We start from the raw sequence: 22,490 nt of genomic DNA on the forward strand, positions 1-22,490 counted from the left end.
TGAAACTAGCGAAGCACCCTGCGTCCGACCAGCCCAAACCTGAATTTGCCTCTCGCCGCCCCGGCCTTCGCCCCTATGTCACCCTGTACCTGTCCATTCTGAGAGGGTGTTCGGTCTAAGCGATGTCGTCGTCCCTGCCGGTCGATCCGGTTTTTCAGCTCATCCTCGAATCCCCCGGCCGCACGCCTTCGGCGGCGCTGCCGAGCCGTCTCGAGCGCCTCTTCAAGGAGCTATCCGACGCGGAGCCGGAGCGCTCTGCGGAAGAGATCGAGGATCAGATCTGGACGCTGTGGGGCTCGCATGAGGACCGGTTGGCGGAAGAAACCCTGGCGGCGGCCATCGAGGCCATCGCGTCCGGTGAATTGCAAAAGGCCAGGCCCTTGCTCGATCACCTCGTGATCAAGCACCCGGATTGGGCGGAGGCGTGGAACAAGCGCGCGACGCTCGCCTATATCGAGAAGCGCGATGCGGACAGCCTGCTCGACATCGCCCAGACCTTGCGGCTGGAGCCCCGCCATTTCGGCGCAATCTCCGGCTTCGGCAATGTGTGCCTGCGCAATGGCCATCTCAACGAGGCGCGCGCCGCCTTCCAGATCGCGCTTGCCATCAATCCGCATATGGACGAGCTGCGCGACATGCTCGATAACCTGTCGCCGCATAATCTGATGCTGCATTGAGCAAAATGGAATCATGACAATCGGGATGCGCTTGAAGGACTGGGCTCGCGCCATCAGGAAGGACGTGATTGCCCTCTACATCGCAGCCCGCGATCCGCGCGTTCCGTGGCATGTGAAGGCAGCAGCGATGGCGATTGCGGCTTACGCCCTCAGCCCCATCGATCTCATTCCGGATTTCATCCCGGTACTGGGTTATCTCGACGAGATCATCCTTCTGCCCGTGGCCATCGCCCTCGTGATCAGGATGATTCCAAGCCCGCTCATGGCGGAATTCCGCGAAGAGGCACAGAGACGTTCCGAGCGACCTGTCAGTCGTGCTGCTGCTGCCGTCATCGTTCTCCTCTGGATCATGGCTGCCGGATTTCTTCTCTGGGCTTTCTGGCCGAGATCGGCTGCCTAGAGATATCGCGACACGCGACATTCCTGCCGTTGCAGGCTTGGAGAGAGAGGGTACTCTGCCCCTCATGTCCGATTCGCCCGCAACTATCCGCTCCAGCATCGTCCTTCCCACCGATGGGCGGCAATCGCCTGTCGCCGCCGGCATCCAGCGCGGCGTGCGCCGGCTGTTTGCCGAACTCGGTCATGTGACGCTGCCGGAATTCACGCTCGCCAATGGCAGGCGCGCCGATCTCATTGCGCTCGCGCCGGATGGTGCGCTGACAATCATCGAGATCAAGTCGAGCGTGGCGGATTTTCGGGCCGACCGGAAATGGCCCGATTACGAGGATTTCTGCGACCGGTTCTATTTCGCGATTCCGGAAACGGTGCCTTTCGATCTGCTGCCGGAGGATCGCGGGCTCATCATCGCCGACAACTTCGGCGCGGCGGTGATGCGGGAATCCGCGCATCATCCGCTCGCCGGCGCGCGCCGCAAGGCGGTGACGTTGCGCTTTGCACATGCGGCGGCGTCAGCTCTTCACTTCCTTGCCGATCCGGACAGGATTGCAGACGGTCGTCTCTGACAGGCTCTAGCGCGGTGCGCGCTTGGCGAGGATGCGTTGCAGCGTGCGCCGATGCATGTTGAGGCGGCGCGCGGTTTCCGAGACATTGCGGCCGCACAATTCGTACACCCGTTGAATGTGCTCCCAGCGCACGCGGTCCGCCGACATGGGATTCTCCGGCGGCAACGCGCGCTCGCCCGGCTGCGCCATGAGGGCCGCATGAATCTCGTCCGCATCGGCGGGTTTGGCGAGATAGTCGAAGGCACCCATCTTCACCGCCGTGACGGCGGTGGCGATGTTGCCGTATCCGGTGAGAATGACGCCGCGCGCATCGGGACGGCGTGTCTTCAAACGCTCGATCACGTCGAGGCCGTTGCCGTCGCCGAGACGCATGTCGATGACTGCGAAGGCCGGAGGCTCGGTGTCGATAGCGGCGATGCCGTCGGCCACGCTTTCGGCCACGCGCACCAGATATCCGCGGCCTTCCATGGCGCGGGCGAGACGGGTCGAGAAGGGCCGATCGTCATCCACGATCAAGAGACTCTTGTCGGCACGGTCCTCGAACGCAACAGGCGCGTCGGCCATCAGAACATCTCCTTGCATTTGGGAACAATTCCTTCATGAAACAGGCCGTTACGGCCCATCCTGAATATGGGAATTCTTCCCCTGTTCTTTGAGAGACCCCTTGGATTCTCCCTGCGGCGAAATTGCCGCACCCTTTTCAAACGCATGACGCGGCCAAACGATCCGCGCGACCGCTCCCGTGGCGGGCGGAGCGGCATTGGTGAGGGTCAGTTCCGCACCGGATCGTTCGATCAAAGTCTTGGCAATGAAGAGGCCTAGGCCCAATCCACCTCCTTCGTCGTTGTCGGCTTCCGCGCGCTCCGCGGCGGAGCGCGTCGTCACATAGGGTTCGCCCACCCTCAGCAGAATATCGGGCGCATAGCCCGGCCCGTCATCGCGGATCTCGATGAAAACCTCGTGAGGCGACCAGCAGGCCTCGATGATCACCTGGGTCTCGGTAAAGTCGGTGGCGTTGTCGAGGATATTGGAGAGGCCATAGACCACGCCGGGATTGCGCCGCCCCATGGGCTCGGGGCCCTCGCCATGAGCACGTACGCGCACGTCGTAGCCCACTGCCCGCTGCGGTTCGACGATCTCCTCGACGAGGTGGCTCAGCGAAACGTTCTCCAGGAAGCCTTCCTCGTCTTCCTCCCCCATCGAGGTGAGCTTGGTGAGGATCGAGCGGCAGCGATCCACCTGCTCCTTCAGAAGCCGCAGGTCGTCTGCCACCGATCCCTCCTTCGGCAGCGCGTGGGCGAGTTCCTTCGACACGAGCGCGATGGTGGCGAGCGGCGTTCCGAGCTCATGGGCGGCGGCGGCGGCGAGGCCGTCGAGCTGCGAGAGATGCTGCTCGCGGGCGAGCACGAGCTCGGTGGCGGCCAGCGCCTGCGCGAGCTGGCGTGCTTCTTCCGCCACGCGCCAGGCATAGATGCCGGTGAACACGGTTCCGAGGAGGATCGCGGTCCAGATCCCCGACACGTAGAGAAACGGCAGGCTTAAGGATTGGCCCGGGAACCACGGCAGGGGCTGGTGGGAGAGCACGAGGAAGGTGGCGCAGCCGACGGCGAGAAGGCCGAGGCCCAATGTGCGCTCCGGCGTCAGGGCCGTCGCCGAGATCAGCACCGGCGCGAGAAACAGCATGGCGAAGGGGTTTTCGAGCCCGCCGGTGAGATAGAGCAGGGCCGCCAGCTGCAGGATGTCGAAGCCCAGCAGGGCGGTGGCCGCGTTCTCGCCGAGCCGATGGCTCGCCGGGTACTGGATGCGCAACATGAGGTTGGTCCAGACCGAGGCGGCGATGACGACGAAGCACAGCTCGAAGGGCAGGGGAAAGCCGAGGCCGAATCGCACCGCCGTCACGGCTGTGGCCTGCCCCGCGACCGCCAGCCAGCGAAGCCTCACCAGGGTGTCGAGGCGCATGTGATGCGGGAAGGTTTTGAGACTATTGGCTGGGATGGCGACCATACCCGAACAGAATAGGGTGACGAATCCGTTCGCCAAGCAACACAAGCAGGCAGAAAATCCTACAGCCGCAACGGCTCAATGCTTCCAAGGGGGTTAGAGCGCAAGGGATTTCGGCTAAAACGACAATGTTGTTGCAATAAACGAGAGGAACTTTAAGCTTAAAATTACGGTTGAGGATAAAGCCTACCCCGTGATGCGGGAGAAATGAGGCACCCGGCCTTTTGGGGACATGTAAATGAATTTTTCTTATTACTGGTACGATACCGCCCATTGGCTGTTGAGCCCCGCTCGCGCAGCATCCGACATCACGAAGCTTTTCTTCGACAATCCCGTCAATCCGCTCACCAATACGCCCTACGGCCGCACCGTTTCCGCTGCCTGCGAGCTTTTCGAGCGTACCACCCGCCGCTACACGAAACCCGATTTCGGACTGCCCACGACGACCCTCGGCAACGAGGAGGTCGCTGTGACCGAAGAGATCGTGTGGGAGCGCCCCTTCTGCCGCGTGATTTCGTTCAAGCGTGACCATGCGCTCGCCGCGAATCAGCCCAAGCTTCTCATCGTCGCTCCCATGTCCGGACACTATGCCACGCTGCTGCGCGGCACGGTGGAGGCTTTCCTTCCCACCCATCAGGTGATGATCACCGATTGGGCCGATGCGAGCATGGTGCCACTCTCGGAAGGCCGCTTCGATCTCGACGATTACATCGACTACCTGAAGGCCATGTTCCGTGATTTCGGGCCGGACCTTCACGTGATGGCCGTGTGCCAGCCGGCGGTGCCGGTGGCCGCCGCCGTGGCGCGGCTCGAGGCCGAGAACGATCCCGCCATCCCGCGTTCCATGATTCTCATGGGTGGTCCCATCGATACCCGCCGCTCGCCCACCGCCGTCAACCGGCTGGCGGAGGAGCGCGGCATCGACTGGTTCGAGCAGCATTGCATCGTGAAGGTGCCCCCATCCCATCCGGGCTTCTGGCGCGACGTCTATCCGGGCTTCCTGCAGCTTTCGGGCTTCATGGCCATGAATATCGACCGGCACCTGAGCGCCCATTGGGAGATGTTCAACCATCTCGTGGAAGGCGACGGCGATTCGGCCGAGAAGCACCGGGACTTCTATGACGAATATCTCGCCGTCATGGACCTGACCGCCGAGTTCTACCTGCAGACGGTGGAGACGGTATTCGTGAAGCATGCTTTGCCCAAGGGCGAGATGATGCATCGGGGCGAGAAGGTCGATCTCTCCGCCATCCGCCGCTGCGCCATCATGGCCATCGAGGGCGAGAAGGACGATATTTCGGGCGTTGGCCAGACCCTGGCGACCCTGGACTTGACCCCCAATCTGCCTTCGGACAAGAAACTCTATCACCTCCAGGCCGGGGTCGGTCACTATGGCGTCTTCAACGGTTCGCGCTTCAGGGCTCAAATCGCTCCTCGAATCGTTGAATTCATTCAGAATCAGGCCTGAGAACGAGCCTTCCGGAGCGCGTCAAGAGCCCAAGTCTGTTCTTGATGCGTTCTGGGGAGCGGCAAACGGCTGCGCTGACAGAATCGACGTAAACGGGCAGATTGCGGACATGAAATCCGCTCTGTTCCGCCGCGTTCCTGCGGACCCCATTCATTTGAAAGTTTCCCATGAGGGCCAGTCATTTAAGGTGGCTCTCAAGCGTCGTCCCACGGCCAAACGCATCACGTTGCGCGTCTCCCACGCGACCGGCGAGGTCGTGCTCACCATCCCCGAGCGCACCGATGTGGGCTTGGCGCAGAAATTCGCCGACAGCCACAGCGAATGGATCGCCAGCCGCCTTGCCAAGGTGCCAGACCGGGTGCTCTTCGAGCCCGGCGCCCATGTGCCCCTGCGTGGGGTGCTGCACCGGATCGTCCATTGGTCCTCGGTTCGCGGCGTCACCCAGGCGACCCGCGACAGCGAGGGCGAGCCGATCATCGCCGTGACGGGCGAGGCCGCCCATGTAGCCCGCCGGGTGCGCGACTTCTTGGAGGCCGAGGCGCGCCGCGATTTTACCGTGGCCGTGAAGAAGTACACGGCCCAGCTCGGCGTTCCGGCCCGGCGCATCACCGTGCGCGACACCAAGAGCCGCTGGGGCTCCTGCTCGGCCAATGGAGCGCTCAACTTCTCCTGGCGCCTCATCATGGCCCCGCACTTCGTGCTGGATTATCTCGCCGCGCACGAGGTGGCTCACCTGCGCGAGCTCAACCATTCCCCGCGCTTCTGGAAGATCACCTACCAGCTCTGCCCGCGCACGGATGATGCGGAGGCCTGGCTGAAGGATTACGGCAGCGCGCTGCACCGCATCGGTTAGGCTCGCATGAGATCAGCAGATGACAGGCACGGCTTTTACGCTTAGTGCCAGCCTGTCATCCGCCATCTTCCGAGCCGCTCCATGCTCAAGCCCGACACGCTCGCTCTCACCGTCGTCCTCGCGCTGCTCACTGCGCTCGGGCCGCTTTCGACCGACATGTATCTACCCTCGCTGCCGGCCATCGCGGCGGGGTTGCAGGCGACGACGGGGCAGGCGCAGCTCACCCTCTCGGCTTTCCTCTTCGGCTTCGCGGCGGGACAATTCTTCTACGGGCCGATTTCCGACAAAGTCGGACGCAAGCCGGTGCTGCTCTTCGGACTTGGGCTCTTCACCTTCGCCAGCCTTATCTGCGCGCTTGCACCCACTATCGAGGTGCTGATTGGGGCACGCTTCCTGCAGGCGCTTGGCGCGTCAGGCCCCATCGTGCTCGGGCGCGCCATCGTGCGCGACTTTTATGAGGGCCCGCGCGCCGGTAAGGAATTGTCGCGCATGGGCTCGATCATGGGCGTCGTTCCCGCCGTCGCGCCGGTCTTCGGCGGACTCATCGCGCAGTTCTACGAATGGCGCGTCACCTTCGGCGTGATGCTTCTCTGCGGCATCGCTCTCGCCGCAACCGTTTTCTTGCGGCTGCCCGAGAGCATCCGCGCGAAATCCGCAAACCCGATTTCCTTCGCCTCGATCCTGAAAGGCTTCGGATCGCTTCTGCGGCATCCGGGCTATCGCACCTATGTGAGCTTTTCCATGCTCGCCTATGGCGGGTTGTTTGCCTTCATCTCGGGCTCGTCCTTCGTGCTGCAGGGTGTCTATCAACTCGACGAATTGTCTTATGCCTTCTCCTTCGCCTTCATGGTCGTCGGCTATATCGGCGGCACGTTCCTGGCGCAGCGGCTTGTTGGAAAACGCGGCCTCGACGGCACGATCCGCATCGGCGTGATCAGCCTTGCCATCGGCGGCGCGCTGATGCTCGCGCTCGTCGTTTCCGGCGTGCCGTCCTCCTTCGCCATCACCGGGCCGATGGCGATCTACGCGATGGGCGTGGGGCTGACCATGCCGCAGGCCATGGCCTCGGCGCTGATGCCGTTTCCGGATCGCGCGGGCGCGGCCTCGTCCTTGCTCGGCATCTGCCAGATGACGTTTGCCGCCATTCTCGGAATCGTGCTGGGCCAGAATCTCGGCGGCTCCGCGCTGCCCTTGCCCATGGCCATTGCGGCGACCGGCCTGTCGGCGCTGATCGTGTTCGCCGCGACAGGCCAAACGCGAAAGAACTAGGCGCCTCTTACAAAACGTCCAGTGCCCGGCGGCACATCCTCAATCGATGGTGCAATGCTAGGTCGATCGTCATTCCAAAAGATCGACCCCATGCACATGTCCTATGAGTACCTTATCTTCCGGCCGACGCACCGGCTTTCGCATCACGACGAGATCAATGAGAGCAGCATCGTTCCTTTCGTGTCGAACGATGCGATCCTGAGGCTTCTGCGTCAGGCCTATCCCGATGCGCAGATCGACTCGAAGGGCTACGGTTGGCTCGATCCGGTCGCGTATGACGGCGAGCTGCGGTTCTCAAAAGGGAACCCGCTGACATTCTTTCTCGCTTATATCACGCGCGCGGACGTGCAGGCGCTCTGCACGTCTCTCGATCTGACCGCTCTCGATATTCAAACCAGAGAGTTGATCCATCCTGAGAAGGAGGACGCTCTCTGGTCAAAGGCCGAATAGCTTCTCGAAGAAGTTCTTCTCGCGGGAGCTGGCGCGGCGCTGCGGCTGCGGCGGAGCCCAGGCATCGCCGCCATTGCCCGCATTGGCATAGCGCGGATCACCGCCCGCACCGGCCACCGGCACGTCGTCACGGAAGCGTTCTCCGCCGGGCAGGCCGACGGGCTGCTTGTCCTTCAGCGCGACCTTCATGAAGTTGTGCCAGACTTCCGTCGGCAGGTTGCCGCCGGTGACACGCTTCGTCAGCTCACCGTCATCGTTACCGAGCCAGACGCCGGCCACGAGATTGCCCGTGAAGCCCACGAACCACGCATCCTTGTAATCGTCGGTGGTGCCGGTCTTGCCCGCCATGGGCCAGCCCGGAACCTGCGCCTTCTGCGCGGTGCCGATGACGAAGGTGTTGTGCATCATGTCGTTCATCATCGCGACCACGCTCGGGTCGATGACGCGGCCGAGGCCGCCCGCATTCGCCGGACGCTTGTAGATGATTTTGCCGTCGAGCGTCTTCACCTCGGAGATCACGTAAGGCGTCACGCCGATGCCGCCATTGGCGAAGGGAGCATAAGCGCTCACGAGTTCGAGCGGCGTCACTTCCGAGGTGCCGAGCGCGAGCGAACCGTTGGCCTGAAGCGGCGAGGTGATGCCGAGCCTCTGCGCCGTCTGCGCCACGGCCTTCGGCCCGACTTCCATGTTGAGCTTGACGGCGATGGTGTTGAGCGACAGCGCCAGCGCATCGCGCATCGCGATCGGTCCGCGATACTTGCGGTCGTAATTGTGCGGCGCCCAGCCCTTGTAGTTCACGGGGCCATCCTCGAGAACCATGTCGGGCGTGTAGCCCCGCTCCACGGCGGTGAGATACACGAAGGGCTTGAAGGACGAGCCGGGCTGACGGCGCGCCGCAGTCGCGCGGTTGAACTGGCTCGTCTCGTAATTGCGGCCGCCGACCAGAGCCTGCACGCCGCCATCCGGCTTCATGGCGACGAAGGCGCCCTGGCTCACGTTGAACTTCTGGCCCTTGGCGTTGAGCTCGTCCACGAGCGCACGCTCGGCGGCAGCCTGCATCATCGGGTCGATGGTGGTGAACACCGCCACGTCCGTGTCGATATTGCCGACGAAATCGTCGAGCACATCCATCACGTAATCGGCGGCGTAATTGGCGGATCCCGCGCCGTTCGGCTTGACCGCATCGGCGGGCTGGCCGAGGGCCGTCTTCGTCATGTCCGGCGTGATGAAGTTGAGCTCTTTCATCGCCGCGATCACGAGTTCGGCGCGCGCCTGCGCGGCCTTCGGATTGCGGTTGGGCGCAAGACGCGAGGGCGATTGCACGAGGCCCGCAAGGACGGCAGCTTCCGAGAGCGACACATGGCGCGCGGACTTGCCGTAATAGCGCTGGGAGGCAGCCTCGATGCCGTAGGCGCCCGCGCCGAAATAGACGCGGTTGAGATAGAGCTCGAGGATCTGGTCCTTCGAGTAGTTGCGTTCGAGCCAGAGCGCGAGGATCGCTTCCTGGATCTTACGCGAAGCCGTGCGCTCCTGCGTGAGGAAGAGGTTCTTGGCGAGCTGCTGCGTCAGCGTCGAGCCGCCCTGCAGGCCGCCGGAGCGGCTGAGATTGCGATAGACGGCACGGGCAATGCCCTGTGGGTCGATGCCGAAATGGTCGTAGAAGCGCCTGTCCTCGATGGCCACGAAGGCCTTCGGCAGATAGGGCGGCAATTCCTTCAAGGTGACCGTGCGTCCGCCGGTCTCGCCGCGATTGGTGATCAGCGAGCCGTCATTGGCCATGATGGCGATGTTCGGCGGGCGCTTGGGGACGGTGAGCTGGTCGATGGGCGGCAGCTGCGAGGCGTAATAGGCGACGATGCCGCCGACCGCGATGATGCCCCAGAGGCCCAGCACCACGCCCGCATAGACGAGCTTGCCCAGGAACGAGCGACCCTTGCGCTTGGATTTCTTCTTGGAGCGCGACGGACGGCGGGGCGGCCTGTCGTCGTCATCCTGCCTGGAAGCGCGCCGCCTTGCCATGGATCCCCCTGCCCGGTCCTCGGGCGAGAGGGTGAAATCCATCTCCCCCGCTTCCGCAGCGGGCGCATCGAAAACCGGCTCCCGCCGGCCACGTCCGTTCGCCACGATTCTTGAAACCCCGCATTGCCTGCCGGTGCTTCCGGCCTTTGATGTTCTGGAGCACCCTAATTGTGGCGGTTTAAGGGGCGGTTAAGCCCTCATAACACTGGAACTGCCAAGCCTGCACAGCGTTCGCAACCTTATGAGCGCCTATATCGTCGTGCTGGCCGGTTTCGGGGCCGTGGTTCTCCTCACGGCGTGGCTGCCCATGGTTCTCAAGGAATTGCCCCTCTCCCTGCCGATCTTCTGCGTGGGCCTGGGCGCTCTCATCTTCGCCATTCCGGACCTTCCGGGCGTCATTCCTCATCCCATCGAGGAACTCTCCCTCGTGGAGCGGGCAAGCGAATTCGTCGTGATCATCTCCCTCATGGGCGCAGGCCTGAAGATCGACCGGCCCTTCGGCTGGGACAGGTGGCGGCTGACCTGGCGGCTTCTCGGCATTTCCATGCCCCTGACCATTCTGGGCCTCGCCTGGCTCGGCTCCAGCATGCTGGGCTTGAGCCTTGCCGCCGCCCTCCTGCTCGCGGCGGCGCTCGCGCCCACCGATCCGGTGCTCGCCAGCGATGTGCAGGTGGGACCGCCCGGCGGCGGAGAGGAGGACGAGGTGCGCTTCACGCTGACCTCGGAGGCAGGCCTCAATGACGGCCTCGCCTTTCCCTTCGTCCTGCTCGCCATCGCCTTCACCCATGAGGTGACGCTGACGACGATAACCGAATGGTTCGCCTACGCGATGCTCTGGAAGATCGGCGCCGGTATCGCCATGGGCTATGTGGTGGGCCGCGCGCTCGGCTGGCTCACCTTTCATCTGCCTAACCGCGCCAAACTCTCACGCACCGGTTCGGGCTTCGTGGTGCTCGGCATCACCTGCCTTGCCTATGGCCTGACGGAGATGGTGAAGGGCTACGGATTTCTCGCGGTGTTCGTGGCGGCTCTTGCGCTGCGCGCGACGAAGCGGGAGGACAAATACCATCAGAAGCTCCACGATTTCGCGGAGGAATTGGAGCGCCTGCTCATGATGGTGCTGCTCGTGCTCCTCGGCGGCGCGATGACGGGCGGCTTGCTGTTTCGCGCCTTGAGCTGGGAGGCGGTTGCCTTCGGTCTTCTCGCGATCTTCGTCATTCGGCCTCTCGCCGGATGGATCGGCCTGATCGGCACCGATCCACCACCTGGCGAGAAACTGGCGATCAGCTTCTTCGGAATCCGTGGCATCGGCTCGCTCTATTATCTGGCTTACGCCATGAATCACGCAGCATTCGACAATGCGGATCTTCTCTGGAGTGCTGCGGGATTCATCATCCTCGTCTCCATCGTGCTGCATGGCATCACGGTCACGCCCGTGATGCGCCATCTCGATCAACGGCGTAAGTCCGTACTCGGGGCTTAAAGCTTATTCCGCCGCCAGCGGCAGCTCACCCGTATCGGGATCAGCTTCGGCCAGATCATGGATGCGGCGCAGGTCGGCGAGAAAAGCCTCATACGCCTCGCGCTTCGTCGCCTCGTCAGGCAGACGCAGCAGATAGCTCGGATGCACGGTGATATAGCCGCGATAGGGCCCGAACTGCGCATGGCCGCGCGAGCGGGAAATCGGCGTCGACTTGCCGGTGAGCGCCAGAAGAGCCGTTGCGCCGAGCGCCACCACGAGCTTGGGTCGCACGAGCTCCAATTCCTTCATCAGCCAGGGCCGATAATGCTTCACTTCGCCGTTTGTGGGTTTGGCGTGGATGCGGCGATGGCCGCGCTGCTCGAATTTGAAATGCTTCACCGCATTGGTGAGATAGGCCTTGGAGCGGTCGATGCCCACTTCCTGCATGGCCTTGGCGAGAAGCTTGCCCGCAGGCCCCACGAAGGGCTTTCCCTGCAGATCCTCCTGATCGCCCGGCTGTTCGCCCACGAACACGATATCCGCATGTTTCGGGCCTTCGCCAAACACGGCCTGCGTCGCGCCGGGCACCAGCGGCCCCGCTTTCGCGATGATGGCGTTGAGTTCGTCGAGGGTCTTAGGCTCCTGATCCCACATGGCCTCGAGGGCCCGTTCGGGCGTGCGTTTTGAGGGCATGGTCGCCTCCTGTTCGATCATGGCGTCAACGCGTTGGGAGGCGGTTTGGATCAAACCGGGAATGGAAGCGGTTTCCGGCAGGTTGCGCCAGTATTTCTTGGGCATCTCGGCGCGCATGGCGTTGGGATTGACCCGCGCCGGATTGAACACGCTCTCGTAATAGCCGCGCCAGCCCTCCTCGAAGCTGTCCTCGTCCGGCGCATCCTCGCGCTGCGCGGGCGGACCGAAGGTGAGGTCGCGCCGATCCCAACGCATGGAGCCAATGGGTGTCAGGATCGTCCAGTCGAGCGAGCGGAACCGGTCGATGAAGAACGGGGCCGCAGCTTCCAGGATGAAATGGTCCGGCTCGAACCAGGCGGCGAAGCGCTCAAGCTCGCCTTGCATGCGCCGGAAGCGCACGAAGGCATACATCTTGTGCAGGTCGCGCCTGACCGCGCGCGCCATCATGTCGATGCGGTGCACGAGCGGATCGCTCGCGATCTCCAGAAGATCGCGCTCGCCGTTCAGCACGCGCCAGATGAGCTGGTAGAGCAGGGCGTAGCGCTCGGAATCGCTGTGACACACGCCAAGCTCGATGAGGCGCGCCACGCTTCGCGGCAGCGAGACCGGCGGCGCATCGTGAAACTCATCGTCGCCGAACAGGCTCGGCGCCTCGTCGAGGGACCAGACCACATGCTGCGGCGCAAGCTCCTCGGCCATGAGCCAGCGCACGGCCCGGCGAAAACCGTCGAGATCTGCGCCGTTCTTCAAGGTGATGCGATGCAGGCTCATGCCAAGTCCCCCTCGTCATCCCGGACGAAGCGCAGCGCAGATCCGGGATCGTGTGCAGAACGAAGCGCCATCGTGTCTTGCGATCCCGGGTTCTGCTGCGCAGCCCCGGGATGACGGATTTGAAAACCGCTCATGCGAACAAGCTCAATTGCTGCGGTTTCTCGATCAGGCGCTCGCGCAGATTCTGCCGGTCGAGCCCCGCCTTCGGGTGATAATCGGCGGCGATCAGGAACGGCTTGGCGCGCTTGAGCCCCGAGGTGAGGCGCGCCACATCCTCCAGTCGCAACGTCGTGTGACGCCGCGCGGTCACGAGCTTGTCGACGGCGCGCGCACCGAGGCCCGGCACGCGCAGCAGCATCTCGCGCTCGGCATGGTTCACATCGACGGGAAAGAGATGGCGGTTCTTGAGCGCCCAGGCGAGCTTGGGGTCGACATCGAGATCGAGCATGCCTTGCTCGGAACTTTCCGCGATCTCCTCGACCTGGAAGCCGTAATAGCGCAGCAGCCAATCAGCCTGATAAAGCCTGCTTTCGCGCATGAGTGGTGGGGATTTCAGCGGCAGGATGGCGCTCGAATCCGGGATTGGGCTGAAGGCGGAGTAATAGACACGCTTCATGGCGTAATGCCCGTAGAGCTTGGCCGATTTGCGCAACACATCCGCGTCCGTCGTGTCGTCCGCGCCCACGATCATCTGCGTCGTCTGGCCTGCAGGCGAGAAATGGCGGCGCTCCTCACGTGCTTCCTCGATGCGCTCGAACATCTGCGCCATGGCGCCTTCGATGGAAGCGCCGTCCTTTTCCGGCGCGAGGCGCTCCAGGCTTCGCTCCGTCGGCAATTCGAGATTGATGGAGAGGCGATCCGCCCACAGCCCCGCTTCCTCGATGAGCCAGGGACTCGCTTCGGGAATCGTCTTCAGATGGATGTAGCCGTGAAAGCCGTGATCGCGACGCAGCTTCTTCGCCACCAGCAGCATCTGCTCCATGGTGTAGTCGGGCGAGCGGATGATGCCCGAGGACAGGAACAGGCCTTCGATATAGTTGCGCTTGTAGAACTCGATGGTGAGCGTCACCACCTCATCGACCGAGAACTTCGCCCGCTTCACATTCGACGAGCGCCGGTTCACGCAATAGGCGCAGTCGAACAGGCAATAATTTGTCAGCAGAATCTTGAGCAGGGAAACGCAGCGCCCATCCGGCGTATAGGCGTGGCAGATGCCCGACGCGGTGGTCGAGCCCAGGCCATCGATATCGGCCTTGCGCCCGCCTGCGCCGGAAGAGGAGCAGGAGGCATCGTATTTGGCCGCGTCAGCGAGGATGCGGAGCTTGCGGCTGAGCTTCTCGTCCATGGAATCAAAGGCCTTCCGCTGGATTGTTCGTGTTTTGTTCTAGCATGAAGATAGAAGAAAGGCGAGGCATGACGGCGGGGCGGGAGGTCGCATGGAAGAGGCTCAGGCCAAGGCGTCATCTCGGATGGCGCAGCCGAGCCGGGATCGTCGGACGAGAAGGGCGCTGGAATACCTCTCCCGTGCGGGAGAGGTCGGAGCGCAGCTCCGGGTGAGGGCATGCCCTTTCCGGATATGGCATTCCCTCACCCCTTCCCCTCTCCCACCCGGAAGAGGGGAAGCCCGCGCCATATCCTGCTCACGATCCCGGATCTGCGCTGCGCTCCGTCCGGGATGACCACTTGAAGCGTTCAGCCTGCAAGGCAGGCAATTGCCGAAACCACATGCACTAAAGCCTTAGGCTTCGGCACTGGAAATCGTCTGGACCCTTGTCCTATGCTTCCGCAGCGGTAATTTCGTAACGCGCCTCACGTGTGAGAGAAAAACACCCTGCATGATCCGCTCGTTTCTCGACGGCCTTTACCTTTTCGCCGGCTACCTCGCGGGCCTGTTTCTCCTCGTGATCTTCCTGCTGATGATGGGCCTGTCCATCGGACGCGGCATCGGCGTCAACATCCCGGCGGGCGATGATTTCGCTTCCTGGTCCATGGCGGCGATGGCTTTCTTAGGCCTCGCTCATACCTTCCGCTCCGGCGAGATGATCCGGGTCGGGCTGATCACCGACCGGCTCCACGGCAGAGCCCGCTGGTGGTTCGAGATGTTTTCCCTCGTGATCGGCCTCGGCTTCGTGGGCTTTTTCGCATGGCATGCGGTGCAGCTCACCTATGACAGCTATCGCTTCAACGACATGGCGCAGGGCGTGCTGGCGGTGCCGCTCTGGATTCCGCAGATCGGCTATGCGGCGGGCCTCGTCATTCTCTTCATCGCTTTCGTCGATGAGTTCATCCACGTGCTGCGCGGCGGCGATCCGCGTTACGAGAAGCCGCCTGCCACCACCGCCGAAGAGGTGGTGGAACGCGCGATCCAGAGCGGAGTGTAAGGCACTATGGAACTCATCGAGATTTCGGGCCTGCTGCTTCTGCTGCTTGCGGTGCTTCTTGCGGGCGGCGTGTGGATTGCGATTGCGCTCATGGCCTGCGGCTTCGTCGGCATGCAATTCGTGGGCGGCGGCATCCCGGCGGGCTCGGTGCTCGCCACCACGATCTGGGGCAATTCCGCATCCTGGACATTGGCGGCCTTGCCGCTCTTCATCTGGATGGGCGAGATCCTGTTCCGCACAAGGCTCTCAGAGGAGATGTTCCGCGGCCTCGCGCCCTGGCTCAACTGGCTTCCCGGAAGGCTGATGCATGTGAACGTGCTGGCCTGCGGCATCTTCGGTTCCGTTTCCGGCTCGTCCGCCGCAACTTGCGCGACGGTGGCGAAGATCGCGCTGCCGGAATTGAAAAAGCGCGGCTACAACGAGACGGTCAGTCTCGGTTCGCTTGCAGGCGCGGGCACGCTCGGCATTCTCATTCCGCCCTCGATCACCATGGTGGTCTATGCGGTGGCGGCCAATGTCTCGATCATCCAGATTTTTCTGGCGGGCTTTCTGCCGGGCCTTCTCGTGATGGCGCTCTATTCCGGCTACATCGCCGTGTGGTCGATGCTCAATCCGTCGAAGTCTCCGCCACCTGAGCCGAAGATGACGTTTCGCGAGAAATTGCGGGAATCGACCAATCTCATTCCCGTGGCCTTGCTCATCCTGCTCGTGTTCCTCACGTTGCTCCTCGGCTGGGCGACGGCGACGGAATGCGCGGCCTGGGGCGTGCTCGGCTCTCTCGCCATCGCCTGGTGGTCCGGCTCGCTGTCGTGGGAATCGTTCTGGGCGAGCGTGATGGGAACGACGCGCATCACCTGCATGATCATGCTGATTCTTGCGGGCGCGTCCTTCATGTCGACGTCGATGGCCTATACGGGCATCCCGCAGGCGCTCGCCACCTGGGTCGATGGCTTGCACCTCTCGCCCTATGCGCTCATCGCCGCGCTCACGATCATGTATATCCTGCTCGGCACCGCGCTCGACGGCATCTCGATGATCGTGCTTACCACGGCGGTGGTGATTCCCATGGTGAAGACGGCGGGGTTCGATCTCATCTGGTTCGGCATCTTCCTCATCCTCGTGGTCGAGATGGCGGAGGTCTCGCCGCCCGTCGGCTTCAATCTCTTCGTGCTTCAAACCATGTCGGGCAAGGATTCGAACACGGTGGCGCTCGCGGCCCTGCCGTTCTTCTTCCTGCTCGTCGTCGCGGTGGCGATCATCACGGTGTTTCCGGAGATCGTGATGCTGCTGCCGCAAATCGCCTTCCCGGATTCATAAAACCAAAACACCAGAGGAGAACCACCATGAAGTCCTGGACCCGCCTTTCGTTGAGCCTGGCAGGAGCCATGCTCCTGAGCGCTCCCGCTTTCGCGCAGACCAAATGGAACCTGCCCGCCGCCTATCCGCCGGACAACTTCCATACGGAGAATCTCAACGCCTTCGCCAAGGACGTGGCGGATGCGACCGGCGGCAAGCTGCAGATCACGGTTCACGGCAATGCCTCGCTCTTCAAGGCGCCGGAGATCAAGCGCGCGGTGCAGACCGGCCAGGCGCAGGCCGGCGAGGTGCTGATGTCGCTGCACGAGAACGAGGATCCCATCTACGGCCTCGACGTGGTGCCTTTCCTCGCCACCTCCTTCGACCAGTCGAAGAAGCTGTGGGATGTGCAGAAGCCCGCCATCGAGAAGAAGCTCGCAAGTCAGGGCCTGATGCTGCTCTATGCGGTTCCGTGGCCGCCGCAAGGTATCTTCGCCAAGAAGGACATCAACACGGTCGAAGATCTGAAGGGCTTGAAGTGGCGCTCCTATAATGTCGGCACCGCCCGGATCGCCGAGATCGTCGGCGCGCAGCCGGTGACCGTGCAGGCAGCCGACCTGCCGCAGGCGTTGGCAACCGGCGTGGTCAACGCCTTCATGACCTCGGGTGCGACCGGCTACGATTCGAAGGTATGGGAATCGCTGACCCACTTCTACGACACGCAGGCCTGGATTCCGAAGAACATCACCTTCGTGAACAAAGCCGCCTTCGACGCGCTCGACAAGCCGACGCAGGAGGCCGTTCTGAAGGCGGCGAAGACGGCGGAAGAGCGCGGCTGGAAGACGGCTCAGGAAAAGACCAAATGGTACACGGAGCAGATGGCCTCGAAAGGCATGAAGGTCCAGCCGCCGAGCGCCGAGCTGAAGTCGGGCCTGCAGAAGGTCGGCGAGCAGCTGACGCAGGATTGGCTGAAGAAGGCCGGCTCCGATGGCCAAGCGATCATCGACAGCTATAAGAAAGCCGCGATGTAAAAAAGGCGCGACACCAATCAGCAGAATCCCGGACGGCGCGAGCCGTTCCGGGATTTTTATTGAGTGTCGTATCGCGTGCTCAAGAAACCGGAATTTTGGGTCGCTCCCCTTAAGCTGAACGTGAGAAGAATGGATCGTTCAGCAATGGATTCGCGTTAAAGGCGTAGTTTGGGAATGCTGGGTTTCGAAGCCCGGATTGCCCAACCGAAGGAGGCTCCCATGAGGACATCTCACCTTTGTGCCTTGGCCGTTCTTAGCTCCCTGATCGTCTCTCCTGTCTTCGCGCAAACCACAGCGCCTGGCACCAGCGCGCCGGCGAAGCCGCCCATGAGCTCTGCCGCTCCCGCGGCGCCTGCCAAGCCGATGCCCGGCACGACATCATCGGTCAGCAAAATCATCGACATCAACACGGCGCCGAAGGACGAACTCGACAAGCTGCCGCAGATCGGCGAGGCGAGGGCCGAGGCCATCATCAAAGGCCGGCCTTATAAGGCGAAGGATGAATTGGTGGAGAAGAAGATCATTCCGCAAAGCGCATATGATGCCATCAAGGATCGCATCATTGCGCATCAGAAATCCTGAGAGATAAAAAAGAAAGGGGCCTTACCGGCCCCTTTCTCATGAGTGATGCCGTAAGGCTTAGCGAGTGTACTTGAACTCGGGCATGCCCTGAAGCTGTTCCTTGGTCATGCTGACCATGGCATGATCGGGAACCATGCGGTCCGCAGCGTTCGCATTGTTGGATGCCGTGGAGCCGGTGGTGCTGGGCGACGTGGTCGTCGTGGTGTTCGAAGCGGTGTTGCCGGTGCCGGCCGTGCCGGTCGTGGTCGTGTTGGAAGCGGTGGCGTTGGAACGCGGTTCCATCACGAATTTCACCTGATCGAACGGCAGAGCCACGTCGCGCTCGCCGATGCCGAGGAAGCCGCCGACGCCGACGACCACGGCCTGGATCTTGCCGCTCTGGTCGACCAGCATTTCGCTGATGTCGCCGATCTTCTCGTTGTTCTGGTTATAGACGTTCAGGCCTTCGAGCTTCGAAGCGCGCCACTGGCCGGCATGCATCTGGGTCATGGAGCTGCTGGAGCTGCTCGAAGTCGTGGCGCTGGGGTTCGTCGTGGTGGTGGACGAGCCGGAACCGGACGTCTGGGCGAGAGCCGGGGCGGCGATCAGGGCCGAACCGAGAAGAGCCATTGCAAGATGTTTCGCAACCATGTGTGTTCCTCCTAAGAAAGTTTGCGGCGCGGCGCACCGCTTGCCTTCTCAACGGACCAGCTGAGAATTGGTTCTCTCTTTCTTTTTCACAGGAGCGAGGGCAGATCTTCGTAACTGCGTATCATCAAAAGCAGATGGCCGGGCGAGCCCGGCCATTCCCGTCAAGAGCATCGGGCTTTGTCTCAAGCCAATGTAAAGTCCATCGAAATTTGCGCATTCAGCACTTTCGAAACCGGACAATTCTTCTCGGCGGCGCGGGCGAGCTCCTCGAATTTCGCGCGGTCGATACCCGGCACATTGGCGTTGAGCGTCAGCGCCGATTTCGTAATCGTGAAGCCGCCGCCATCCTGCTCGATGGAGACCGTCGCTTCGGTTGCGAGTTCCGTCGGCGTGAAGCCGGCATTCTGAAGCTGGAAGGCAAGGGCCATGGTGAAGCAGCCCGCATGCGCCGCAGCGATCAGCTCTTCGGGGTTCGTGCCCTTCTCGTTCTCGAAACGGGTCTTGAAGGAATAGGGCGTGGACGACAGCACCCCGGAATCGGAGGTGAGGTGGCCGGTTCCATCCTTGCCAGTGCCCTGCCAGACGGCTCTTGCCTTGCGATTCATCGTGATCTCCTTTGAAGGTGGAGTTGGGTGATGTAGGACAGGGCAGGCCGGGCTCCAGTTAAGGATGGCGCAAAACAAGTTTGCGCCATGCCAGCTCTGGCCGCCGAGACATGTCGATGATCCAACTCCCATCCCATTTGCGTCCCCGGTTTCTCATCTCGACCGTTCTGGCGTTTGCTACCTATGCTTTCTTGCCCGGTACCTGGACCTTGAATTCGCGGCTCCTGGTGTCCTGGGACATCGGAACAGCCTGTTTCCTGATTCTCGCCTGGATCATGGCGGCGCGCTCATCCACCGAGAGAATGCAGAAACGGGCGGCGTCGGAGGACGTGACGGCCGTGGCCTTCCTCATCCTGACCTTGCTGACGGCCTTCGTCAGTCTCGCCGCGATCGCCGTCGAACTCTCTGGGATCAAAGACGCCGGCAGCGAACAGGTTTTCCGCCTCTCCATCGCAGGCATCACCATCCTGTGTTCCTGGTTCTTCGTACATACGATCTACGCGATCCATTACGCCCATGAATATTACGGCGATCACGGTGAGCGGCGGGGCCTTGCCTTCCCGCATGACAATGCGCCAGATTATTTCGACTTCCTGTATTTCTCGTTCAATTTCGGTTCTGCCGCCCAGACATCGGATGTGGTGATTGTCTCCAAACGCATGCGACGCCTGTCGCTGGCCCACACGATCCTGGCCTTCCTGTTCAACACCACCATCCTGGCGCTCGCCGTGAATGTCGGCGCGGGGCTGCTCTAGCGATTGAAGAAAGACCGGCGCCGTTGCAAAGTCTCGCCATGACCACACTCTCCCATTCCGCTGCTCCAATCATCGAGACGGAGCGCCTCGTTCTTCGTGCGCATCGACAGGACGATTTTGAAGATTGTGTTGCTCTGTGGACGAATCCCGATGTCACGCGCTTCATCGGCGGCAAGCCTTCGACGCGTGAGGAGGTATGGGCGAGAATCCTGCGCTATGCCGGGCATTGGGCCCTTCTCGGCTTCGGCTATTGGGCGATCGAGGAAAAAGCGACGGGCAAGTTCGTCGGCGAAGTGGGCTTCGCGGATTTCCGGCGCGAGATCGAGCCGTCGCTCGCCGAGACGCCGGAGATCGGCTGGGTGCTCATGCCGTCGACGCATGGCAAGGGCTATGCCACGGAGGCCGCGCAAGCAGCCATCGCCTGGGGCGAGAAGCATTTCGGTCCCGTGCGCACCGCCTGCATCATCGCGCCGGAGAACGAGCCGTCGATCCGCGTGGCGCAGAAATGCGGCTATCGGGAATTTCAGCGCACGACATACAAGGGCAATCCCACGATCATGTTCGTGCGCTGAAGCGCCGTCTTTTTCGAAGCTAGCGATCCGATTCATCGAAGGCGCAGAGCGCCAGTGTTTCGGCGTGGTTGCGCAGATCATCCGGCCAGGCCCGCGTCTCCGTCAGGAAGCCCGCTTTATTGCCGGCGAAGAGGCATCGTGACGCTTCCTCGAAGCCGGGGAGGTTGCCGGCCATGGTCGACATGAAGCGATAGAGCGATTCCTGGCCTTCACGCTTTTGGTCCTTGGCTTCGTTCGCGCGCCTTGCCTCTTCCACGAGCTTGCGCAGGGCGACGGAGGCGCCGCCCGGCTGCGCGTTGAGCCAGTCCCAATGACGAGGCAGGAGGGTCACCTCGCGGGCAACGACGCCGAGCTTCGGCCGGCCGGGACCGCGGGGTGATGACGGCGCCGGAGTTCCAGGCGTCTCGCCCCGTGACTTCAGGCGTTGCAGCACATCCTCCGCGCTGCCGCGAAAATCCACTTCGACCACATGGCTGCTTTCATCGTCCAGGATCAGGACCGGGTCTTTCTCGCCGCTCTCGATCACGTCCTTCGTCTTGAGGGCGACATCGGCCAAGGGGCCGGACACGATGCGCCGGGGGCCCGCGAAGGCGGTGTAATGGCGGGGCTTTTCGATAGTCATGAGGGTCTCTCCTTGGAGAGGCCTTTTTACCCGGATTAAATTGGGAGTCAATATCGCCCGGGTAAAATTAGAGACCGCTATCCTCACGCTCTCCGTCCACCACCTGCCGCGCCACGTCGAAGCGAAAGCCCGCGCGGGCGAGCGCCGCGAGGTCCTTGTCGCGATAGGGCGCGCGTTCACCGGGGCGGTAGGGTCCGAGCTTGCGGCGACGGGCCAGCGCATGGGCCGCCTTTTCCTCGTCGTCCTCCTCACCGCCTTCGAGGGCTGCCGCGATAGTGGTGCGGTCGACGCCCTTGGCCGAGAGCTTCGCCTGGATCGCGCGGGCCGATCCGCCCCGACGGCGTAAGGTGGCAACGCGCGCCTCCGCATAGCGCGTGTCGTCGATGAGGCCGGTGCGCAGGCTTTTTGCCACCACCTCATCGATCATCTCGGAAAACTCCGCCGGATCCTCGCCGCGCAGGCGGCAGCGCTTGTCGACCTTGCGCTTCAGCACGCGCCTCAGGTTTTCGGCGGAGGAGGCATAGCGTTCGAGATAGGCGAGCGCCGCCCGCTGCAGATAGGCGGGCGTGACTTTTCGTGGCGGTTTCTTGACCGGTTTCTCGTCGTCGCTCATGCGCTGTCCGCTTCAGGCGGGAGCGATGTCTCGCCAGGCTTCTCCACCTGCCCGCGACGCTGTAATTGCAGGGCTGCGAACCAGCACAGGGCTGCCCAGGCCGCGCCCACGGACCAGCCAGCGAGAACGTCGCTCGGCCAGTGCACGCCGAGATAGACGCGGCTCGCGCCGACCAGCAGGGTCATGACGATGGCAAGCCCCATGATGAAAGCGCTGATGCGCCTGCTTTTCTCGACGCGGGCGAGCAACGCGCCGAGCGTCAGATAGGTGATCGCCGAGAGCATCGCATGGCCGCTCGGAAAGCTCGCCGTGTAGACGCGCGTGGCATGAGGCACGAGATCGGGACGGGGGCGCTCGAACCCCATCTTCAGACCCGTCGAGAGCAGTGCACCGCCGACGATGGAGACGAGCACGAGCAGAGCTGCGGCACGCTTTCCCGCCATCAGCAGATAGATCACCGTTGCCGCGGTCAGCATGGTGAGGATCGCGTATCCGCCAAGGCCGGTGAAGTCGCGCGCCGCTTCCTCCAGCCAGCTCGGCCCCAGCGGATTGGCGATATCCTGCGGATTGCGCAGTGAGAGCAGGATTGCGCTGTCGAGCGCATGCGTCTCGCCTTCAATCACCTCGTCGGCGATGGCGATGAAGGCCCAGGCGAAGAATCCGCAGGCGGCAAGGGAGAGAAGCGGGCCGATCTGGTTCAGCCGGAGGCCAACCCAGACATGGGCGATGGGCGCGAGATATTTGTTCATGAACAGCAGAGATAGAGACTTGGGAGTGA

General features: G+C 62.7%; 24 protein-coding genes. 14 read left to right on the plus strand and 10 right to left on the minus strand.

Features of this window, described 5'->3' with window-relative positions:
- Positions 1 to 122 precede the first annotated feature (122 nt).
- The 3 genes from MJ639_RS05570 to MJ639_RS05580 all read left to right on the plus strand — a co-directional run bounded on the left by MJ639_RS05570 (position 123) and on the right by MJ639_RS05580 (position 1,639).
- Complete coding sequence (locus MJ639_RS05570; RefSeq protein ID WP_243369300.1) at positions 123 to 677, plus strand: hypothetical protein; 555 nt, start codon at positions 123 to 125, stop codon at positions 675 to 677.
- A 13-nt stretch (positions 678 to 690) separates the two neighbouring features.
- Complete coding sequence (locus MJ639_RS05575) at positions 691 to 1,077, plus strand: YkvA family protein (protein ID WP_243369301.1); 387 nt, start codon at positions 691 to 693, stop codon at positions 1,075 to 1,077.
- A gap of 64 nt (positions 1,078 to 1,141) precedes the next feature.
- Positions 1,142 to 1,639: an MmcB family DNA repair protein gene (locus tag MJ639_RS05580; RefSeq protein ID WP_243369304.1), complete on the plus strand. Its 498-nt coding sequence runs from the start codon at positions 1,142 to 1,144 to the stop codon at positions 1,637 to 1,639.
- A gap of 6 nt (positions 1,640 to 1,645) precedes the next feature.
- Here MJ639_RS05580 and MJ639_RS05585 read toward each other — a convergent pair whose 3' ends face one another.
- On the minus strand, positions 1,646 to 2,203 hold the full coding sequence (locus MJ639_RS05585; protein WP_243369306.1) for an ActR/PrrA/RegA family redox response regulator transcription factor: 558 nt from the start codon (positions 2,201 to 2,203) through the stop codon (positions 1,646 to 1,648).
- Positions 2,204 to 2,251: 48 nt separating this feature from the next.
- Positions 2,252 to 3,643: an ActS/PrrB/RegB family redox-sensitive histidine kinase gene (locus MJ639_RS05590; protein WP_243369308.1), complete on the minus strand. Its 1,392-nt coding sequence runs from the start codon at positions 3,641 to 3,643 to the stop codon at positions 2,252 to 2,254.
- A gap of 235 nt (positions 3,644 to 3,878) precedes the next feature.
- On the opposite strand from MJ639_RS05590, the gene MJ639_RS05595 reads away from it, so the two are divergent.
- From MJ639_RS05595 to MJ639_RS05610, 4 genes are all read left to right on the plus strand, one after another.
- Entirely contained in the window at positions 3,879 to 5,108 is a 1,230-nt protein-coding gene (locus tag MJ639_RS05595) for a polyhydroxyalkanoate depolymerase (protein WP_243369309.1), read from the plus strand.
- 109 nt (positions 5,109 to 5,217) lie between these two features.
- Positions 5,218 to 5,961 (plus strand): M48 family metallopeptidase, encoded by a 744-nt coding sequence (locus tag MJ639_RS05600; RefSeq protein ID WP_243369310.1) that lies wholly within the window; start codon positions 5,218 to 5,220, stop codon positions 5,959 to 5,961.
- 81 nt (positions 5,962 to 6,042) lie between these two features.
- Positions 6,043 to 7,230 carry a multidrug effflux MFS transporter gene (locus MJ639_RS05605; RefSeq protein WP_243369312.1) on the plus strand — a complete coding sequence of 396 codons (1,188 nt, stop codon included), beginning with the start codon at positions 6,043 to 6,045 and terminating at the stop codon, positions 7,228 to 7,230.
- 90 nt (positions 7,231 to 7,320) lie between these two features.
- Positions 7,321 to 7,680, plus strand: coding sequence for a hypothetical protein (locus MJ639_RS05610; protein WP_243369313.1), 360 nt, complete (start codon positions 7,321 to 7,323; stop codon positions 7,678 to 7,680).
- On the opposite strand, the gene MJ639_RS05615 is transcribed toward MJ639_RS05610, so the two are convergent.
- Positions 7,666 to 9,804 (minus strand): transglycosylase domain-containing protein, encoded by a 2,139-nt coding sequence (locus MJ639_RS05615; protein ID WP_243369315.1) that lies wholly within the window; start codon positions 9,802 to 9,804, stop codon positions 7,666 to 7,668. The genes MJ639_RS05610 and MJ639_RS05615 overlap by 15 nt on opposite strands.
- Positions 9,805 to 9,940: 136 nt before the next feature.
- On the opposite strand from MJ639_RS05615, the gene MJ639_RS05620 reads away from it, so the two are divergent.
- Complete coding sequence (locus MJ639_RS05620; RefSeq protein WP_243369317.1) at positions 9,941 to 11,182, plus strand: cation:proton antiporter; 1,242 nt, start codon at positions 9,941 to 9,943, stop codon at positions 11,180 to 11,182.
- A 3-nt stretch (positions 11,183 to 11,185) separates the two neighbouring features.
- Here the strand turns inward: MJ639_RS05620 and MJ639_RS05625 are convergent, their stop codons facing one another.
- Together MJ639_RS05625 and MJ639_RS05630 are read right to left on the minus strand one after the other, a co-directional pair.
- Positions 11,186 to 12,625: a UdgX family uracil-DNA binding protein gene (locus MJ639_RS05625; RefSeq protein WP_243369321.1), complete on the minus strand. Its 1,440-nt coding sequence runs from the start codon at positions 12,623 to 12,625 to the stop codon at positions 11,186 to 11,188.
- Between the two features lie 130 nt (positions 12,626 to 12,755).
- The gene (locus MJ639_RS05630; protein ID WP_243369325.1) at positions 12,756 to 13,970 is read right to left on the minus strand and encodes a putative DNA modification/repair radical SAM protein; all 1,215 of its coding nucleotides are present in this window, start codon (positions 13,968 to 13,970) and stop codon (positions 12,756 to 12,758) included.
- A gap of 490 nt (positions 13,971 to 14,460) precedes the next feature.
- Here MJ639_RS05630 and MJ639_RS05635 point away from each other — a divergent pair, with 490 nt between their 5' ends.
- The 4 genes from MJ639_RS05635 to MJ639_RS05650 all read left to right on the plus strand — a co-directional run bounded on the left by MJ639_RS05635 (position 14,461) and on the right by MJ639_RS05650 (position 17,915).
- Positions 14,461 to 15,006: a TRAP transporter small permease gene (locus MJ639_RS05635; RefSeq protein ID WP_243369327.1), complete on the plus strand. Its 546-nt coding sequence runs from the start codon at positions 14,461 to 14,463 to the stop codon at positions 15,004 to 15,006.
- Positions 15,007 to 15,012: 6 nt separating this feature from the next.
- Positions 15,013 to 16,323 (plus strand): TRAP transporter large permease, encoded by a 1,311-nt coding sequence (locus tag MJ639_RS05640; RefSeq protein WP_243369329.1) that lies wholly within the window; start codon positions 15,013 to 15,015, stop codon positions 16,321 to 16,323.
- 26 nt (positions 16,324 to 16,349) lie between these two features.
- The gene (locus MJ639_RS05645; protein WP_243369330.1) at positions 16,350 to 17,333 is read left to right on the plus strand and encodes a TRAP transporter substrate-binding protein; all 984 of its coding nucleotides are present in this window, start codon (positions 16,350 to 16,352) and stop codon (positions 17,331 to 17,333) included.
- Positions 17,334 to 17,552: 219 nt separating this feature from the next.
- Entirely contained in the window at positions 17,553 to 17,915 is a 363-nt protein-coding gene (locus MJ639_RS05650) for a ComEA family DNA-binding protein (RefSeq protein WP_243369331.1), read from the plus strand.
- Between the two features lie 57 nt (positions 17,916 to 17,972).
- Here MJ639_RS05650 and MJ639_RS05655 read toward each other — a convergent pair whose 3' ends face one another.
- Together MJ639_RS05655 and MJ639_RS05660 are read right to left on the minus strand one after the other, a co-directional pair.
- Positions 17,973 to 18,545 (minus strand): PRC-barrel domain-containing protein, encoded by a 573-nt coding sequence (locus MJ639_RS05655; protein WP_243369332.1) that lies wholly within the window; start codon positions 18,543 to 18,545, stop codon positions 17,973 to 17,975.
- A 182-nt stretch (positions 18,546 to 18,727) separates the two neighbouring features.
- Positions 18,728 to 19,150 (minus strand): OsmC family protein, encoded by a 423-nt coding sequence (locus tag MJ639_RS05660; protein WP_243369333.1) that lies wholly within the window; start codon positions 19,148 to 19,150, stop codon positions 18,728 to 18,730.
- Between the two features lie 116 nt (positions 19,151 to 19,266).
- Here MJ639_RS05660 and MJ639_RS05665 point away from each other — a divergent pair, with 116 nt between their 5' ends.
- Positions 19,267 to 19,905: a DUF1345 domain-containing protein gene (locus MJ639_RS05665; protein ID WP_243369334.1), complete on the plus strand. Its 639-nt coding sequence runs from the start codon at positions 19,267 to 19,269 to the stop codon at positions 19,903 to 19,905.
- A 38-nt stretch (positions 19,906 to 19,943) separates the two neighbouring features.
- Positions 19,944 to 20,477, plus strand: a complete 534-nt coding sequence (locus MJ639_RS05670) for a GNAT family N-acetyltransferase (protein WP_243369335.1) — start codon at positions 19,944 to 19,946, stop codon at positions 20,475 to 20,477.
- Positions 20,478 to 20,496: 19 nt separating this feature from the next.
- On the opposite strand, the gene MJ639_RS05675 is transcribed toward MJ639_RS05670, so the two are convergent.
- From MJ639_RS05675 to MJ639_RS05685, 3 genes are all read right to left on the minus strand, one after another.
- Positions 20,497 to 21,099 carry a DUF2239 family protein gene (locus MJ639_RS05675; protein ID WP_243369336.1) on the minus strand — a complete coding sequence of 201 codons (603 nt, stop codon included), beginning with the start codon at positions 21,097 to 21,099 and terminating at the stop codon, positions 20,497 to 20,499.
- Positions 21,100 to 21,166: 67 nt separating this feature from the next.
- Positions 21,167 to 21,712 carry a regulatory protein RecX gene (locus MJ639_RS05680; protein ID WP_243369337.1) on the minus strand — a complete coding sequence of 182 codons (546 nt, stop codon included), beginning with the start codon at positions 21,710 to 21,712 and terminating at the stop codon, positions 21,167 to 21,169.
- The gene (locus MJ639_RS05685) at positions 21,709 to 22,461 is read right to left on the minus strand and encodes a phosphatase PAP2 family protein (protein ID WP_243369338.1); all 753 of its coding nucleotides are present in this window, start codon (positions 22,459 to 22,461) and stop codon (positions 21,709 to 21,711) included. The genes MJ639_RS05680 and MJ639_RS05685 overlap by 4 nt, the downstream gene beginning before the upstream one ends.
- Between the last annotated feature and the right edge of the window lie 29 nt (positions 22,462 to 22,490).

It is taken from the genome of Microvirga solisilvae (genome assembly GCF_022808595.1).
In the GTDB taxonomy this organism is placed as follows: Bacteria; Pseudomonadota; Alphaproteobacteria; order Rhizobiales; family Beijerinckiaceae; genus Microvirga; species Microvirga solisilvae.